This is a genomic window from Ruania rhizosphaerae, assembly GCF_009805705.1.
Lineage (GTDB): Bacteria > Actinomycetota > Actinomycetes > Actinomycetales > Beutenbergiaceae > Ruania > Ruania rhizosphaerae.
Map to the genome: position 1 here is coordinate 1 of NZ_VSMB01000024.1, position 16,535 is coordinate 16,535.

The following is a 16,535-nucleotide window of genomic DNA, read 5'->3' on the forward strand; positions in this document are numbered from 1 at the left end:
CCAGCAGCCCGTCACCCTGCGCCGGGGTGGCGGGCTGCTGTCATGCTCAGACCTCGCACGCTTCCGCTCGAGCGCCGCGCAACCCCTCACGGGCCCCACACACCGTCTTGACCCCCTCGAAGCCTCGAGGAGGCACACAGGGGGGGTGGGGGTGATCCGACGCGGCAAGGAAGGCTGCCGGAACAGCCGTCCGACGGACCGGACCGGCTGCGATCTCTACTCCCCTACCCCTTGCCGCCGCTTCGGCGCCACGGCCAACGCCATGGCCACCAGCCCACTCTGTCGCGTTCAGTCACCAGATCTATTCTTTCTTTTGCCACATCTTGCAGCAGTTGCCTAAACTGGGAACGCACCCCGGTTAGGTCATATTTGTCGGGCCGACGATCTTTCACAGCGGCGAAAACCTCTTTACCAAACTGGCGGGCAGGGTCGCCATGTTCCGTATAATCCGCCCTAATCAGGTCGTTGATGTTCTCAACCTCGGGGACGAGGGTTGGGGAGGCTCGCCAATGCGCCAGTAACAACTCTGCCGCTGAGATCGCTTTAGCTGCGCTCTCCCTGTCGTGCACGACCCGAAGGGCCTCCACATACTCGCGATAAGACGCGGTCAACTGCTCCGCTTCCCTATCCAGAGCAGCGATCCTGTGATTAAGGGCGGCCAGGTCGCGCGCGCCTGCTCGCGCCTCCCGCGCAGCCAGCCAAGCCAAGATCGCACCGAGCACACTGAGGCCCGCGCCTACCCACGTGGTTCCATCCATGACCGGAGCCTAGACGCCTCGAGAGGGCTCTAGCACCATCAAGCGCGGCAACCCCGTCACGAGTTCTCGACCTCGACGACTTCAGCCTGGTCGATCCACCTTGCGAGGAGACTGAGCGAGGCCAGCGCTTCAAGCGCTTCCGCCTCTCCGATTAGGTGATCGTCGGCGGTCACATGATTGAGCGGATTGCGCACTGCGGCAAAGAGCCCTTGTCCGAAGTTCGCCGGCCCACGGTGCATATCCTTGAACAGATCGGGATTTTCTGGGCCGCAACGCCGTAGACGTGGCCTCCCGGGCTTCGGATCATCGGTACTGAAGCACTCCTTGAGCAACGCGCTTTCGCCAACATCCTTTCGATCTACCTTGCTCTGCAAGCGTGAATTTACATTGATCGCCGCAGCCCAGATTGCTGCATCGTGGTTACCGCTGCGCCAATGTGGTTCGGCAGCGTCCCAGACCCATGGATGAAGAGAGTCCGCGACAATGGTGGGTGCTGGGTCCTGCAGCCCGAGGTGGGAGCGGACTTCGGATCCATTCTCAATCTCCCAAATCGTCCGCCGGACATACTCCGCGCTGACGTGACGAGGATGGCGCGGCACCTCCTCGTACACCATCCTTGCGATCTCCCAGACAACGTTGTCGGCGGCTTCCCGTTCCTCCGTTGTCCCGCGGAAACGCGTCTTGCGGTTGCTGCGCGCTTCACCCTCAGGCAATGGCACGCGCTCATGCAGCGTCAGCCACCACCTGAGCTGCTCCAGTGCCCAATCAGTGTCCACCCGGCGGAGTCTAGCCTCCGTGAGCGCCACACCAGGCTAGGTCTAATGTGCTTGTTTGATACCGGGTGTTGTCGCACCGCTGACCAGGACATTCGCCCGCACCTGGATCAACCGCTCCAGCACCTGGGCTCCACGCGATCCGAGCATCCCGGAGGCTTGCAGCTCGGTCGGGTCGAAGGCCCGGGTTCGCATCGTCCGCAGTGAGATCGCGGCCCCCTCAGCACACAGCGGCGGCAGCATCGCATGCAGCCGGGTACCGTCCGGAAGGCGCCCCTCAGCGATCGGAGCGGCATCGTCGAGACGCTGCCCGGCGGCAGCAGCGAGCCGCGTGGCGAGGGCGCGGGTCTCACGCAGCCGCCCCGGTTGGAGCGTCAGGCCGCCACCGCGGTCCACCCAGACCGAGCCGTCGCCGTTCACGACGACGTCGCTGACCGCCGGATCGTCGAGCAGTGGCTGCAGGGTCGGTCCGGCGCCGAGCATCTCAGCCCGTGCCTGGCGGTCCAGGTCGAGCAACGCCCCATCGGGGCGCAGCCCGGCCGATCGGCGCACCGCCCGGCTGACCTCGGCCGGGCCCACATCGGCCGGGCCGTCGAGCAGGGCTTGGCGCACCGCGGTGAGTCCGGTGCTCATTCGTCCACCAGGTCCAGATCCCGCAGTGCAGCGAGCGCACCTCGGCGCAGCGGCCCACGCCGGTTCTCCCCGGGCGCCACCCCGCGTTCGAGCGCAGCCGCCAGGCTCCGTTCCTCCCGCATGCTCACCGCCAGCGTCAATCCACATGCCTGCGCCACCTCGGCGGCTGTGAGGCCACCTGGCGCGGGGCCACGCACCACGAGCCGCAGATCCCCGCCCTGCCATCCGGCGGCCAGCATCCGTGCGGCCGCGCCGCTCATCACATCGCATGTGGTCACCACGTAGACGACGTCGCACATCCCGGCCCACACCGCCTGCGCCCGGGGGAGATCAAGAACGAGCAGATCGTGCCCGGCGGCCAAGGCGTCGAGCGCCTCGGAGCCCTGCGACGTCTCCGGCCCGCCGCGCCAGTCGGCCGAGAGCACCCGCACCCCGCCCCACGAGGGCAGGGCCGCAGCCAGCTGGTCGTGCGGAAGGGCCCCGTCTCCGGTGGAGAGGTCAGCCCACCGCAGCCCACCGCTGTGCTCGATCCCGAGCAGGAGATCGACCCCGGCTCCGCATGTGTCGAGGTCGGCCAGGGCCGTCCCCAGGCCACGATCGACGGCGGTGCGGGCCAGGGCTGCAGCCAGGCAGGAGGCGCCGGCACCACCACGGGCGCCGACCACGCCGATGACTCTCGCCCGGCGCTCCCGCGCCGCGGTGCGGACCATGGTGAGCAGTGCCTGCGCGTCGGCGGGCAGCCGGAGCGGGCGGCCCTCACCGGATGCGTGTGTCCGTGGAGGGGCCGGGGACGAGCCATCCACGTCCTGCATGGTGACGGCAACCGAGCGCGAGCCTGGTCGCACCCAGAGCGGATCCTCGGGTGTGCGCTCCTCGAGGCTGTCGACGAGCAACCGGGCCGGGGCCGGCCCGGCACCGGGCGGATGCACCACCACCGGCCGATCCGCGAGCGCCACCACCTCACGCACAGCATCGATCACATCGGTGCGGGCAGACCGCAAGGCCACGATCGGTTCGTCCTGACTCATCGCTGCTCCCTTCACGTCTCACACCCTGACCGGTGCGCAAGCTCGACTCGTCCGCTCAGGAGGCGGGGTGTGGATAGACCGACGGCGGCACTCACCTGTGGATATCGGCTCACCTGGCTGGCGGCGCCCCGGCGCGCCACGATCACTCCGGCGGCCCGGCATCGATACGGTGTGGCCACCAGCCAACTGGAGGACCACGTGAGCACCGTCCCACCGCACGACCGCGACGACCGCGACTCGACCGCCGCGCCCGACGAGGCGGCGGCCACCGAGGGCACCAGCGCGTCTGAGAACGCCACGAACACCGAGAGCACACGCTCCGACCACGCAGGGGCGGCACCTGAACCGTCCGAGCCGACTCCACCGCCCCCACCGGCTCCCTCCACCTCAGAACCGACGACGACGCTCGGCACCGAGCCAGCCACCCGGCAGCTGCCGACCGAGGACGAGGACACCGCGCTCCGGCAGGAGCGGGCACGTCGGTTCGGCCGGAACACCGGCGAACCCACATCAGAGCCCGCTCCACCGAGCGCGGCTCCGCCTGCGACCCCCGTCGCCCCAGCACCGGTACAGACCGAACCCGCACCTGCGGAGGACGACCCGTTCGGGGACTGGGATGACGGCCCACGATCCCGGGCTGCCGCGCACTGGTGGGGCATCCTCATCGCGATCGTCTTCGCCCCCGTTGCCTGGTACCTGCTGGCCGACGGCGGCGAGCGAATCGCCTTCTCCCTGGACCGCAACCTCGAGGCCGTGAACGTGGCCGGGCTCGTGGAGCTGGCCGGAGGCCTCCTGTGCGCGATCGTGCTGCTGCTGGCCGCGCGCTGGTCCTCGGTGGGGTCGATCATCGTCGGGTCGATCGGCACTGTCATCGGAGCCGCATTCCTCGCCGTCCCGGTGATCGTGAACGACTTCCTGAACGACCAGTCCGCCATCTTCGACCGGCTCGGCCAGTTCGGGACGAACGTCTACGACCACCTCATCTCCGAAGGGCACGCCGGACGGTTGCTGCTCTACGGGGTCGTGCTGATCTTCCTCGGGATCGTCTCCCACGGAGCGAGGCGGCAGGGACGGCGCGAGGAGCGCCGCAAGATCGCTGCCGAGGTCTGAGCGCCCTCAGTACCTCTGCCGGAGGCCGGTTCCCGACGGGAGCCGGCCTCCGCCGTCGTGGGACGAGCCGGAGGCTGCCACCGCCTGCAGCAACCGGCTGCGTTGGGCATAGGCTAGGCAGGTAGCCATGCACCATAGCCGTTGCTCGGAGGAACAGTGACCGACCACAACCCCGCCCTGGAGAACCTCCTGACTGAGACGCGCGCGTTCGCGCCGTCGGAGGAGTTCGCAGCCGCCGCCAATGCGACGGGCGACCTGTATGCCCAGGCAGAGGCGGATCGCCTCGAGTTCTGGGCCGAGCAGGCCCGCCGCCACCTCACGTGGGACACCCCGTTCACCGAGGTGCTGGACTTCTCCGGCGCCCCGACCGCGCGATGGTTCGCCGACGGGCGCCTCAACGCCGCCTACAACGCCGTCGACCGGCACGTCGAGGCAGGCAACGGCGACCGGACCGCGATCCTGTTCGAAGGGGAGCCCGGCGACACCCGCACCCTGACCTATGCCGATCTGCAGCGCGAGGTGTCCAAGGCCGCGAACGCCTTGGAATCCCTGGGAGTGAAGACCGGGGATCGCGTCGCCATCTACCTGCCGATGATTCCCGAAGCCGTCATCGCGATGCTGGCATGCGCCCGCATCGGCGCCGCCCACTCGGTGGTCTTCGGCGGCTTCTCCGCCGAAGCGCTGTACTCGCGGATCATCGACGCCGACGCCACCGCCGTGATCACCGCCGACGGCGGATACCGGCGCGGCAAGCCGAGTGCCCTCAAGCCCGCCGTGGACGACGCCCTGGCCAAGGGTGAGACGAACGTCAAGCACGTGCTCGTGGTGCGTCGCACCGAGCAGGATGTGGCCTGGACCGAGGGCCGGGACGTGTGGTGGCACGACGCCCTCAGCGAGGCATCCGAGGAGCACACCCCGGTGGCCGTCGAGGCCGAGCACCCGCTGTTCATCCTGTACACCTCGGGCACCACCGGCAAGCCCAAGGGCATCCTGCACACCACCGGCGGCTACCTCACCCAGACCGCCTACACGCACTGGAACGTCTTCGACCTCAAGCCCGAGACGGACGTCTACTGGTGCACGGCCGATGTCGGCTGGGTCACCGGCCACTCCTACATCACCTATGGGCCGCTCATCAACGGCGCCACCCAGGTGCTCTACGAGGGCACCCCGGACACCCCGCACCAGGGCCGCTGGTGGGAGATCGTCGAGAAGTACGGCGTCACGATCCTGTACACGGCCCCGACGGCGATCCGCACCTGCATGAAGTGGGGCGACGACGTTCCGGCGAAGTTCGACCTCTCCTCGCTGCGCCTGCTGGGCAGCGTGGGTGAGCCGATCAACCCCGAGGCGTGGATGTGGTACCGCCGCGTGATCGGTGGCGACAAGGCCCCCATCGTCGACACCTGGTGGCAGACCGAGACCGGCGCGATCATGATCTCCCCGCTGCCGGGCGTGACCGCCACCAAGCCGGGCTCGGCGCAGGTGCCGCTGCCGGGTGTCTCGGTGAGCATCTGGGACGACGCCGGTGAGGCAGTGGGCCCCGGTGGCGGTGGCTACCTGGTGCTCGACCAGCCGTGGCCGTCGATGCTGCGCGGCATCTGGGGCGACGAGGAGCGGTTCAAGGACACCTACTGGTCCCGTTTCCCTGGCACCTACTTCGCCGGCGACGGCGCCAAGTACGACGCCGACGGCGACATCTGGCTGCTCGGCCGGGTGGATGACGTGATGAACATCTCCGGGCACCGCCTCTCCACCACCGAGATCGAGTCGGCCCTGGTCTCCCACGAGTGGGTGGCCGAGGCAGCCGTCGTGGGCGCCAGCGACGACACCACCGGTCAGGCGGTCGTGGCCTTCGTGATCCTGCGCGGGGATGCGAAGGAGAAGACCGACGAGGTGGGCGAGGGTGCGGACGTGGTGGCAGCGCTGCGCAACCACGTGGCCTCCGAGATCGGCCCGATTGCCAAACCGCGTTCGATCCTCGTGGTGGCGGAGCTGCCGAAGACCCGGTCGGGCAAGATCATGCGGCGGTTGCTGCGTGACGTGGCCGAGAACCGGCAGGTGGGGGACGTGACCACCCTGGCCGACAGCTCGGTGATGGATCTGATCAGCAGCGGTATGAAGGGCTCCTCCGGGCAGGACTGACCCGAAATCGCACGTCGATTTGGCTGTGCCTCAACCGCCAATTCGACGTGCGATTCCGTGGTTGTGGAAATCCCTCGTCGATCTGGTGGTTGACAGTTCGAACTCAACCGCCAGATCGACGAGGGATTTCTTCTCTCCACCTCCCGGATGATTCGCTCCGCTGCGCCGCGCGGGTAGCCTCGCCTCTCGTGACACCCGACCCAGCGCTCGTTCAACAACCCGGCCCGTGGACCCACCGGATGGTCGCCGCCAACGGCGGTCGCTTCCATGTGGCGCTCGCCGGGTCCGACGACGGGCAGGCACCGCTGGTGGTGCTGCTGCACGCCTTCCCACAGTTCTGGTGGGCCTGGCGGGCACAGATCCCAGCACTGGCCGACGCCGGCTACCGGGTGGCGGCAATGGACCTGCGCGGCTACGCGGGCTCCGACAAGCCGCCTTCCGGTCACGACACGCCCTCGATGGTGGCGGACGTACGGGGGGTGATCGGCTCACTCGGGGCGAGCTCCGCCGTCGTGATCGGACACGGCCTGGGAGGCCAGGTGGCCTGGTCGATGCCGGCGATGGCCCCGGCGGTCACGCGTGCGGTGGGGGTACTCGCCGCCCCGCACCCGGTGCCGTTACACACCCCGTCGGTCCGGGTGGCGCCCGTGAGCACGCTGCGCACCCTGGCACGGTTCCAGGTGCCGTGGTTCCCGGAGCGGTCCTTCACCCACGCCGACGGCGTCGCTCGCCTTCTGCGGGCCTGGGGGGCTCCCGGGTGGGAACCGGAGGGCGTGGACCTGTACACCCAGGCGGTGCGGCTGCCGTTCGTCGCGCACAGCGCGATGGAGCAGCTGCGCTGGTCGTTGCGGTCCACCCCCCGCGTGGACGGCCAGCGGTACCGGGCCGCGGTGAACAAGGCGATCACAGTGCCGGTGCTCTCGATGCGCGGCACGGCGGACCCGGTGTTCACCGACTCCTCCTACCGGCGGGACGGCGACTACGTGCACGCCACCTACTCCCGGGTGAGCGTGGCCGGGGCTGGGCACTGGCTGCCGGAGGAGGCGCCGGAGCAGGTCAGTGAGCTGCTGATCGAGTGGCTCGGCGGGCTGGAGTGAGCCGTCACACCCGATAACGATCCGGCTCCAGAGAGCGTTGATGGCGCGCCACACCGCCCGCAGGTGGCAGACTGTGGCTGACCTCACAGCGAGATGAAGGGATTCTTCTGATGGACGAGGCCGTGGTCCGATCCGCCCCACTCTTCGCCGAATTGAGCGACGAGAGTTACCGCGCGGTCCGCGAGCGCACCGCCGAACTCACGTTCCGCCGCGGTGAGGAGATCTTCCACGAGGGGTCTGCTGGCGACCGGCTGTTCGTCCTCGGCTCTGGGAAGGTCAAGCTCGGGCACATGGCCCCGGACGGGCGGGAGCACCTGCTCGCCATCCTCGGGCCGGGCGAGATCCTGGGCGAGGTGTCCCTGTACGACCCGGGCAAGCGCACCGCCACCGCGACCGCCCTGGCGACCACGGAACTGGTCGAGCTGAGCCATCAGGGGCTGCTGCAGATCCTGGATCAGCGACCGGAGGTGTCTCAGCACCTGTTGCGCTCCCTCGCGCTGCGGCTGCGGCGTACCAACGACAAGGTCTCCGACCTGATCTTCTCCGATGTACCCGGCCGGGTCTCCAAGGCGCTACTGGACCTGGGTCGTCGTTTCGGCGAACGGACCGACGGCGGTCTGCGGGTCACGCACGATCTCACCCAGGAGGAGCTCGCCCAGTTGGTGGGAGCCACGCGCGAAACGGTGAACAAGGCCCTGGCCGAGTTCTCCAACCGCGGCTGGATTCAGCTGCAGGGCCGCACTGTGGTGCTGGTGGATATCGACCGGCTCACCCACCGCGCTCGCTGAACCACACGCAAACGAAACGCTCGACGGCGGCCGGTGAGTCGCCGTCGAGCGTTTTCCTTGTGCGGGCGCTCCTCTTATGAGGGGCGCACCTCGACGATCAGCTCCACCTCGACCGGGGCGTCCATCGGGAGAACAGCCACCCCGACGGCGGAGCGTGCGTGCACGCCCGCGTCACCGAAGATCTCCTGCAGCACGTCCGAGGCGCCGTTGATCACCCGGGGCTGGCCGGTGAAAGTGGCCTCCGAGGCCACGAAGCCGACGACCTTGACCACCCGGGCGATGCGGTCGACGCCGCCTGCCACGGAGGCTGCGGCGGCGACGGCGTTGAGTGCGGCGACCCGGGCGGCAGCATGGGCGTCGGCTTCGCTGACGAGTCCGTCCCCGTCACCGACCTTGCCGGTGTGCACGAGCGTGCCGGCTACCAGGGGCAGCTGGCCCGCGGTGTAGACGACATCACCCTGACGGACGGCCGGCGTGTAGGACGCCACGGGCGGGACGACGTCGGGCAACTCAATGCCCAACTCGGCCAGGCGCTGCGACGCCGTCACTGCTTCTCCCGCTTCAGGTAGGCCACGAGCCCGTTGTTGTCCGGGCCTGGCACCACCTGGACAAGCTCCCAGCCGTCCTCGCCCCATTGGTCGAGGATCTGCTTGGTGGCGTGGATGATCAGCGGAACTGTCGCGTACTCCCAGCGTGTCATACGGGTGATCCTACGCACTCAGCGCGGCGCACACAGGAGTCGCGAGCGGTCAGGCTCCCACTGCACGCATCGCCCGACGGCTCCGTCGGATACCAACGAACTCATCCAGCTCTGAGTCATTCACCTCGCCGAGCATCGCCCGCCAGGAGTCGACGTCCGGTTCGCTGCGCAACAACGCACGGCGTTCGCGCTCGGTCATCCCGCCCCACACACCGAACTGGATCCGATTGTCGAGCGCATCCACGAGGCAGTCGATCCGGACCGGGCACTGGAAGCAGATCTCGCGTACTTGACGTTGTGCCGCACCTTGCACGAACAACTCATCCGGCGAGCGCTTCGCGCATGCTGCCTGGAGTGTCCAGTCCTCGTCGATGGTCGTGCTCATGTTCCCCACCTCTCCACTGCGAGTGGCGTGACCCATCATCAGCTGATCGGCGTCGACCCGCTGTGATCTCCCCCGAGATCTACCTGATGTCATCATCTTGTGGCATAAGTGCCACCCCGGAGTTATACACCGGATATGGGGGCCGATGGAAGCCCCAGATCAACAGGAGGTATTCGCAGCGACTCGTACGGGCATCGCCGATGGGAGCGTGAAGCCTGCCACGAACCGTGTGCGACGGTGGGCACAGTCAGCCGGGCATCGTACCCTTGGCCCATGGCTCCTCCCTCGCGATCGACCTCCCGCACGGTCAACGTGGCGCAGCTGATCTCGATGTTCCTGGCCTTCTTGATGGTGGCCGGGGTCGGTGGCGTGCTCTCCGCAGGATTCATCATGCCGGCGGTGGCGACGGTCGGCGCGACCACCGACGCAGCCTCGCAGATGTTCGACGAGCTGCCGACCGAGCTCGGCAGCGAAGAGCTCTCCGAACAGACCGTGATCCTGGCCAACGACGGCTCGATCCTGGCGCGGTTCTATCTGGAGAACCGGATCGTGCGGCCTCTGGATGAGATCTCCGAGAACATGCAGGAGGCGGTGGTTGCGGTCGAGGACCGGCGCTTCTACGAGCACAGCGGCGTCGATCCCGAGGGCTTGATCCGTGCTGCCGTGCAGAACCTGGTCAGTCCCGATACTCAGGGTGGGTCCACCCTCACTCAGCAATACGTGAAGAACGTGCTGATCGAAGCCGGCCGCCACGCCGAGGACGCAGACGCCATCGCCGCAGCCACGGCACCCACATTGGGCCGCAAACTGCGGGAGGCGAAACTCGCGATCTCACTGGAGCAGCACCGCAGCAAGGACCAGATCCTTGAGGGATACCTCAATATCGCGCAGTTCGGCCCCTCGCACTACGGCGTCGAGTCCGCCTCTCGCTACTTCTTCGGCCACAGCGCTGCTGAACTGACGATCGCTGAGGCGGCGCTCCTGGCGGGGCAAACGCAGAATCCTGCGGGTTGGAACCCGGTGGTCAACCCGGAGAACGCGGAGAACCGGCGCGATACCGTGCTCGGCTTGATGCTCGACCAGGGGAACATCACCCAGGACGAGTACGACGAGGCGGTCGCGATCCCGGTCGAGGAGATGCTGGACGTCACGCCAACTCCAAACGGGTGTGACGCGGGTATCAGCACCTACTTCTGCGACTACGTGCGGGCCGAGATTCTCGACAATCCGGTATTCGGTGAGACCCAGGCCGAGCGCTACCAGTTGCTGGTGCGTGGCGGCCTGCAGATCCACACCACCCTCGACCCGGAGATGCAGCAGCAGGCCTACGACGCGCTGGTCAGCAACATCCCGGTGGACGACGAGTCCGGGGTGTCCACGGCCACGTCGACTATCGAACCCGGCACGGGCCGGATCTTGGCGATGGCGCAGAACACGCCCTACGGTGTGGCCTCCGAGGAAGAGCCCCGGGCCACGCAGGTGAACTTCAACGCCGACAACTCCCACGGTGGGTCGAACGGGTTCCAAACCGGGTCGACGTTCAAGGCTTTTGTGCTGACGCAGTGGTTGATCGATGGTCATTCTCTGAATGAGACAGTGGACGGACGCACCGGACAGGTCTTTCCTCGCACATCCTGGGACACCTGCCTACCTCAGTTCGCCGACAGGTATGCTCCGTTGAACCTCGAAGTCACTCCGAATCGCGACATGTCGGTCCTTGAGGCCACCCGGGAGTCAGCGAACGTCGCATACGTCAACATGTCCAACCAGCTCAATCAGTGCGACATCGCCGACACGGTGCAGCGGATGGGGTACCACCACGCCACCGTCGACCCTGGTGAACCCTACATTGATCCGGACAGCGGCGAACCGTTTGGTGACTACTCGATGGCAGTACGACCGGCTATGGCATTAGGCGTCAACGAAGTGGCACCTTTGACCATGGCTGCGGCTTTTGCCACCTACGCGTCCGGCGGTACGTACTGCACCCCGATCGCCATCGAACGGGTCGTCAACGCCGACGGGGAAGAACTCGCCGTCCCCGACGCCGACTGTAATCAAGTACTTGAGCCGCGCATTGCCAACGCGATGAACCACGCGCTGCAAGAGGTGGTGAGCCCGAACGGCACAGGTGTCAACGCCCAACTTTCGGGCCGTCCCGTAGCCGGAAAGACTGGGACCGCAAATGATGACACGGCCGCCTGGTTCGTCGGCTATGTCCCGCAGCTCGCCACAGCAGTGTGGGTCGGTCACTCCGAAGGCAGCGTGTCGATGTTCGACGAAACCATCAACGGCGTCTACCGGCCCCAATGGTATGGCGGAAACACGGCCGCACCCATCTGGCAGGACTACATGTCCGAGGCCGTCGACGGCATGCCGGTCCAGCAGTTCGAGGACGCCCGTGACCGGGAGATCTTCGGTGAGCGGCGCCCGGTACCCAGCGTGGTCGGGATGAGCGGCTCCGAAGCCGGTGACACACTCCGTGAGGCTGGGTTCCAGCCCTATTCGGCAAGCAGTCAGCCCAGCGATTCGGTGCCTGCGGACCGCGCGATCGGGACCACTCCTGGTGCAGGAAGCCAGCTTCGACCAGGTTCCGAGGTGGGCGTGATCTTCAGCTCTGGTCCGGAGCCGGAGGAGGATCCGGACGACGACAGCGGAGACGATGGGAACGACGGCGGACCTGGCAATGGGAATGGCGGACCAGGCAATGGCGGCGGGCCTGGCAATGGCGACGACGACTAGCAGATGACACCTGCCCACCGCGCATCGCTAGGGCGGCGGTACGGCGCCGGAGTGGTCGCTGCCGGTCTCGGGGTGCTCGCCTGGTCCCTGGCCGAGGCGAAGGCCTACACGGTCCGGCACGTGCGTGTGCCGGTCCTCGCCGCCGGGGCGCCCGCGATGCGGATCCTGCACCTCTCCGATCTGCACCTGCTCCCGCGGCAATGCCGCACCATCAGTTGGCTGCGGGGCCTGGCGGAGCTGGAACCAGACCTGGTCATCAACACCGGCGACAACATGGCTCACGCTGCGTCCATGCCAGCAGTGCTCCGAGCGCTGGAACCTCTGCTGGAGCGTCCGGGTGCCTTCGTGATGGGCTCCAACGACTACTACGCGCCGAAGCCGAAGAACCCGGCCCGCTACCTGCTTGCCGATCCGCGCCGTCATGAGGCTGCCCCTGAGCCCGAAGACCTTCCGGCCCGCGAACTCGGCCTGGCGTTCGCCGCGGCAGGGTGGCGCGACCTGACCAACCGCAGGGACGCCGTCGAGGTGAACGGGACTCACGTGGACCTGGTGGGCGTCGATGACCCGCACCTGGACCGCGACAGAATGCCTGCTCCACCGGCCGGCCAGGCTAGCGATGCGAACGCACCGGTGCTGCGCCTTGGCGTGGCGCACGCCCCCTACCGTCGGGTGCTGGACGCGATGCACACCGACGGTTGCGACCTGATCCTCGCCGGGCACACTCACGGCGGTCAGCTCTGCGTGCCCGGATACGGTGCGCTGGTGACCAACTGCGACCTCGACACCGCGCGCGCCAGCGGCCTCAGCGGCTGGCCCGGCGCCGCCGGCGAAGCGGGCTCCACCTACCTGCACGTCTCCAATGGGGTCGGAACGAGCCCGTTCACGCCGGTCCGCTTCGCGTGCCGCCCGAGCGTGACAGTGCTGACGCTGACGCCGCGCTGACCGCTGGAGCCAGTTGCCCCCACGGCGTCGACGGATGCAGCCAGCGGATGTGACTGTGCACACAGCGCCAGTTTCTCCCTCAGGCTTGTGCTCCGCTATGCTGGCCGGGCTGCACCGGGGTGTGGCGCAGCTTGGTAGCGCGCTTCGTTCGGGACGAAGAGGTCGTGGGTTCGAATCCCGCCACCCCGACAGATGAACGCTGGTGGTACCCCGACGTAGGAGGGGTGCCGCCAGCGTTCATGTATCTGCGCTGTGGGATTCGCGGAGGAGCGTAGCGACGGCTCCCGCCACCCCGACAGATGGAGGCCCTTGACCTGCGGAAACGCAGATCAGGGGCCTCCTGTCATTCCCACGGCGGGTGCGAACTCATCACTTAATCCGCGGAAATGTTGGGCGGCACGAGATTCTGCAGCACGACTTCCCCGCCACGTGCCCTACCGCTCGAACGGCTCGTAGCAGTCGAAGGTTTCCAGACGAACGATCCGCCCGTCCCGGACTGTCGCGAACTGGGCGATGTGAGCGGTGAGGACCTGCCCGCGACGGAACGGTCCGGCGTCGGCCGCCACCTCGCCCTCCCAGGTCAGGCGGACCGCCACCTCGTCCCCCGCTGTCATCTGCGAGCGCACCGCGTAGCGCTGCACAGCGAGCAGTGACGCACCAGCCGTGGATGCGGCGATCATGTCCCCGACGGTCGCCGTGGCTCCATCCGGTTTGAGCACATTCGGCCGTTCCACCAGCTCTGCCTCCGGCGCGAAGAGCTCACGCAGCTGCTCTCCATGCCCTCCGGATTCCAGCGCCCCGTGGAGCCTGCGGAGCACGGCGAACGGCTCACTCTCGGATGCAGTCGTCGACGGAGCGTCAGTTTCGTTCTGAGTTCTCATATCCACAACCATAGTTGTTGATCCACAATTGCTCAACCATGGTTGTGGGAAACTGAGGTATGCCTGCCGTCAACCCCGCATCCCTCGACACCGCCACCCTCGCCTGGCTGACCGGATCGGCCGCCAACGACTACCTGCTCGAGCGGCTGCACCGCATCGGCCATCAGGGCGTGCGGACGTCACACGGCTACGTCATCCAACACCTCATCGACGGCGGGCCGACCGTGACCGAGCTGGCGGCTCACCTCGGCGTCACCCAGCAGGCCGCGTCCAAGTACGTCCGAGAGCTCGAGAACCTCGGGTACGTGCAGCGCGCAGCCGACGCCGACGATGCGCGAGTCCGGAGGCTGTCGCTGACCGAGCGCGGGCACGAACTCGTCACCGACAGTCGCCAGGCTCGGACCGAACTGGAGTCCGCCCTCGTCGAGCAAGCCGGAGCCAGTGCCGTGACGCAGGCTGGAACTGTGCTCAGCCACCTGCTCGACCTGGTCCACGGCACCGACGGCGTCACCCGCCGTGCCACACGCCCACCGCAGCCGTAGCCACAGGACTGGCGCAGGCTACCGTCAGCCTTCCCTGGCCGCCGACGCCGGGCTCGCCGGCTCCGCCGACGTGCCCCGCCACCGGGCGACAGCGCGCATGACGTGATAGATCCCCAGCGCCGCGGCCGTGCCCAGAGCAATGCCCTCGAACGTCATATCCCCGGCAACCCAGGTGAAGTTCGCGACCCCCACCACCAGTGCGATGCCCGCGGTCGTGAGGTTCACCGGGTCGGAGAAGTCGACCTTGTTCTGCACCCAGATGCGCGCACCGAGGATGCCGATCATGCCGTACAGCACCGTGCCCGCACCGCCGAGCACACCGACCGGCACCGTGGCCACGAGCTCTCCGAACTTCGGGGACAGGCTCAGCAGCAGCGCGAATCCTGCCGCCACCCAGTACGCAGCCGTCGAGTACACCTTGGTGGCCGCCATGACGCCGATGTTCTCGGCATAGGTCGTCGTACCCGAACCGCCGCCGGCGCCGGCGAGCGTCGTCGCCACACCGTCGGCCAGCAGTGCGCGCCCCATCACGTCGTCCAGGTTCTCCCCCGTCATCGCGGCTACGGACTTCACGTGGCCGACGTTCTCCGCGATCAGCACCAGCACCACCGGCACGAACAGCCCGAGCACCGCGACATCGAAGTGCGGAGCAGTGAACTGCGGCAGACCCACCCAGGCAGCATCCTGCACGGCATCGAAGCCGACCTCACCACGAGCCACCGCGACCGCATAGCCCACCAGCACACCGAGCAGGATCGCCAACCGGCCCAGCAGGCCCCGGAACAGCACGGTGATCAGAACGATGGCAACAATGGTGACTACCGCCGTCACGGGGGCTGCCTGCACGTTGCCCCACGCAGCCGGTGCCAGGTTCAGGCCGATGAGCGCGACGATCGTGCCAGTGACGATCGGCGGCATCACCACATCGATCCAGCGCGCCCCGGCGAGGTGGACCACGAGGCCCAGCACGGCGAGCAACACCCCGACCACGAGCACTCCCCCGAGGGCGGAGGCCATCCCGTGCGACGCCGTCGCGGCACCGATGGGGGCGATGAACGCGAAGGACGAGCCCAGGTAGCTCGGCACCCGGCCGCGGGTGATCAGCAGGAACCCGGCCGTCCCGATCGCGGAGAAGAACAGCGTGGTCGCCGGCGGGAAACCAGTCAGGAGCGGCACCAGGAAGGTGGCACCGAACATCGCCACCACGTGCTGGGCACCGATGCCGATGGTGCGCGGCCAGCTCAGTCGCTGCCCGGGCGCCACCACCTCTCCTGGTGCGATGGTCTTTCCGTCCCGGTACAGGGTCCAGCTGCCCACGGTTCTCCCTCGTTCGATCGCGCCACGATCATGGCCTCGCCGAATCGTAGTGGGCGGCCGGCAATGCCACTGAACCCGCTCGCCACCGTGCGAGGATCGGTCCATGCCAGTCCCCGACTTCGTGCTCGAACTCCGCCGCCACGTGGGCACCGCTCACTTGTGGCTCTCCGGAGTGAGCGCCGTGGTGTTCGACGCCGACGATCGCATCCTGCTTGGCCGCCGCGCCGACACCGGTCGCTGGGCGGTCATCAGCGGCATCCTCGACCCGGGCGAGCAACCGGCTGTCGCTGCGATCCGGGAAGTCGCCGAGGAGACAGGGATCCGAGCCGAGGTGGACGCCCTGGTCTCGGTGCTCAGCGGGGACGAGATCGCCTACCCGAACGGTGACCGCGCCAGTTACCTCGACCTCACGTTCCGGTGCCGCTACCTCGACGGCGCAGCGCACGTGGCCGACGACGAATCCCTCGAGGTGGCCTGGTTCCCGTCGGATGCGTTGCCCGAGGACCTGCAGGAGACCTCCCGCCAGCGCATCGCTGACACCCTCGCCTACGACCCAGCCACGGGGCCACACTTCGTCCGCTAGCCCCACCAAGTCCCACGAGCCCACCCCGCGACCGCTGACTTCCTCGGCGTTGCCGCCGGCGGATTCATATGGTCAGTGCAACAGAAGTGACCGTGTGAGGGTGGGTGGTTG

At 67.8% G+C, this 16,535-nt stretch carries 17 protein-coding genes and 1 tRNA gene; 9 read left to right on the forward strand and 9 right to left on the reverse strand.

Annotation, left to right across the window (positions count from 1 at the left end; all coding sequences use genetic code 11):
• Positions 1-224: 224 nt before the first annotated feature.
• The 4 genes from FV560_RS19670 to ssd are packed head-to-tail and all read right to left on the reverse strand — an operon-like array spanning position 225 to position 3,192.
• Entirely contained in the window at positions 225-758 is a 534-nt protein-coding gene (locus FV560_RS19670; RefSeq protein WP_159623678.1) for a hypothetical protein, read from the reverse strand.
• Between the two features lie 56 nt (positions 759-814).
• A complete protein-coding gene (locus FV560_RS19675) occupies positions 815-1,534 on the reverse strand; it encodes a TIGR02391 family protein (RefSeq protein WP_159623680.1) in 720 nt (239 codons plus the stop codon).
• 42 nt (positions 1,535-1,576) lie between these two features.
• Entirely contained in the window at positions 1,577-2,164 is a 588-nt protein-coding gene (locus FV560_RS19680; RefSeq protein WP_159623682.1) for an ATPase, T2SS/T4P/T4SS family, read from the reverse strand.
• The gene (gene ssd, locus FV560_RS19685) at positions 2,161-3,192 is read right to left on the reverse strand and encodes a septum site-determining protein Ssd (protein WP_159623684.1); all 1,032 of its coding nucleotides are present in this window, start codon (positions 3,190-3,192) and stop codon (positions 2,161-2,163) included. The genes FV560_RS19680 and ssd overlap by 4 nt, the downstream gene beginning before the upstream one ends.
• Positions 3,193-3,261: 69 nt before the next feature.
• On the opposite strand from ssd, the gene FV560_RS19690 reads away from it, so the two are divergent.
• The 4 genes from FV560_RS19690 (at position 3,262) to FV560_RS19705 (ending at position 8,332) form a co-directional block, all read left to right on the forward strand.
• Positions 3,262-4,302, forward strand: a complete 1,041-nt coding sequence (locus FV560_RS19690) for a hypothetical protein (RefSeq protein ID WP_159623686.1) — start codon at positions 3,262-3,264, stop codon at positions 4,300-4,302.
• A gap of 156 nt (positions 4,303-4,458) precedes the next feature.
• The gene (acs, locus tag FV560_RS19695) at positions 4,459-6,447 is read left to right on the forward strand and encodes an acetate--CoA ligase (RefSeq protein ID WP_159623688.1); all 1,989 of its coding nucleotides are present in this window, start codon (positions 4,459-4,461) and stop codon (positions 6,445-6,447) included.
• 188 nt (positions 6,448-6,635) lie between these two features.
• Positions 6,636-7,544, forward strand: a complete 909-nt coding sequence (locus FV560_RS19700) for an alpha/beta fold hydrolase (RefSeq protein WP_159623690.1) — start codon at positions 6,636-6,638, stop codon at positions 7,542-7,544.
• 110 nt (positions 7,545-7,654) lie between these two features.
• Positions 7,655-8,332: a Crp/Fnr family transcriptional regulator gene (locus FV560_RS19705; protein ID WP_159623692.1), complete on the forward strand. Its 678-nt coding sequence runs from the start codon at positions 7,655-7,657 to the stop codon at positions 8,330-8,332.
• A 74-nt stretch (positions 8,333-8,406) separates the two neighbouring features.
• Here the strand turns inward: FV560_RS19705 and FV560_RS19710 are convergent, their stop codons facing one another.
• From FV560_RS19710 to FV560_RS19720, 3 genes are read right to left on the reverse strand one after another with little or no spacing between them, the layout of a single operon-like run.
• Positions 8,407-8,880, reverse strand: coding sequence for a RidA family protein (locus FV560_RS19710; RefSeq protein ID WP_200837837.1), 474 nt, complete (start codon positions 8,878-8,880; stop codon positions 8,407-8,409).
• Complete coding sequence (locus tag FV560_RS19715; protein ID WP_159623696.1) at positions 8,877-9,032, reverse strand: Sp36 family protein; 156 nt, start codon at positions 9,030-9,032, stop codon at positions 8,877-8,879. Before FV560_RS19715 ends, FV560_RS19710 begins: the two co-directional genes overlap by 4 nt.
• 49 nt (positions 9,033-9,081) lie before the next feature.
• The gene (locus FV560_RS19720) at positions 9,082-9,417 is read right to left on the reverse strand and encodes a WhiB family transcriptional regulator (RefSeq protein WP_159623698.1); all 336 of its coding nucleotides are present in this window, start codon (positions 9,415-9,417) and stop codon (positions 9,082-9,084) included.
• A gap of 273 nt (positions 9,418-9,690) precedes the next feature.
• Between FV560_RS19720 and FV560_RS19725 the strand changes: the two genes are divergently transcribed.
• The 3 genes from FV560_RS19725 (at position 9,691) to FV560_RS19735 (ending at position 13,290) form a co-directional block, all read left to right on the forward strand.
• Positions 9,691-12,159 (forward strand): penicillin-binding protein, encoded by a 2,469-nt coding sequence (locus FV560_RS19725; RefSeq protein ID WP_159623700.1) that lies wholly within the window; start codon positions 9,691-9,693, stop codon positions 12,157-12,159.
• A gap of 3 nt (positions 12,160-12,162) precedes the next feature.
• Positions 12,163-13,101 carry a metallophosphoesterase gene (locus FV560_RS19730; RefSeq protein ID WP_159623702.1) on the forward strand — a complete coding sequence of 313 codons (939 nt, stop codon included), beginning with the start codon at positions 12,163-12,165 and terminating at the stop codon, positions 13,099-13,101.
• A gap of 115 nt (positions 13,102-13,216) precedes the next feature.
• Positions 13,217-13,290 (forward strand) — tRNA-Pro (locus FV560_RS19735).
• Between the two features lie 245 nt (positions 13,291-13,535).
• Here the strand turns inward: FV560_RS19735 and FV560_RS19740 are convergent.
• A complete protein-coding gene (locus FV560_RS19740; RefSeq protein WP_159623704.1) occupies positions 13,536-13,982 on the reverse strand; it encodes a nuclear transport factor 2 family protein in 447 nt (148 codons plus the stop codon).
• Positions 13,983-14,041: 59 nt separating this feature from the next.
• On the opposite strand from FV560_RS19740, the gene FV560_RS19745 reads away from it, so the two are divergent.
• Positions 14,042-14,524, forward strand: coding sequence for a MarR family winged helix-turn-helix transcriptional regulator (locus FV560_RS19745; protein ID WP_159623706.1), 483 nt, complete (start codon positions 14,042-14,044; stop codon positions 14,522-14,524).
• Between the two features lie 24 nt (positions 14,525-14,548).
• Here FV560_RS19745 and FV560_RS19750 read toward each other — a convergent pair whose 3' ends face one another.
• A complete protein-coding gene (locus FV560_RS19750; RefSeq protein WP_235020251.1) occupies positions 14,549-15,841 on the reverse strand; it encodes a uracil-xanthine permease family protein in 1,293 nt (430 codons plus the stop codon).
• Positions 15,842-15,944: 103 nt separating this feature from the next.
• On the opposite strand from FV560_RS19750, the gene FV560_RS19755 reads away from it, so the two are divergent.
• Positions 15,945-16,424 carry an NUDIX hydrolase gene (locus FV560_RS19755; RefSeq protein WP_159623710.1) on the forward strand — a complete coding sequence of 160 codons (480 nt, stop codon included), beginning with the start codon at positions 15,945-15,947 and terminating at the stop codon, positions 16,422-16,424.
• Positions 16,425-16,535 lie beyond the last annotated feature (111 nt).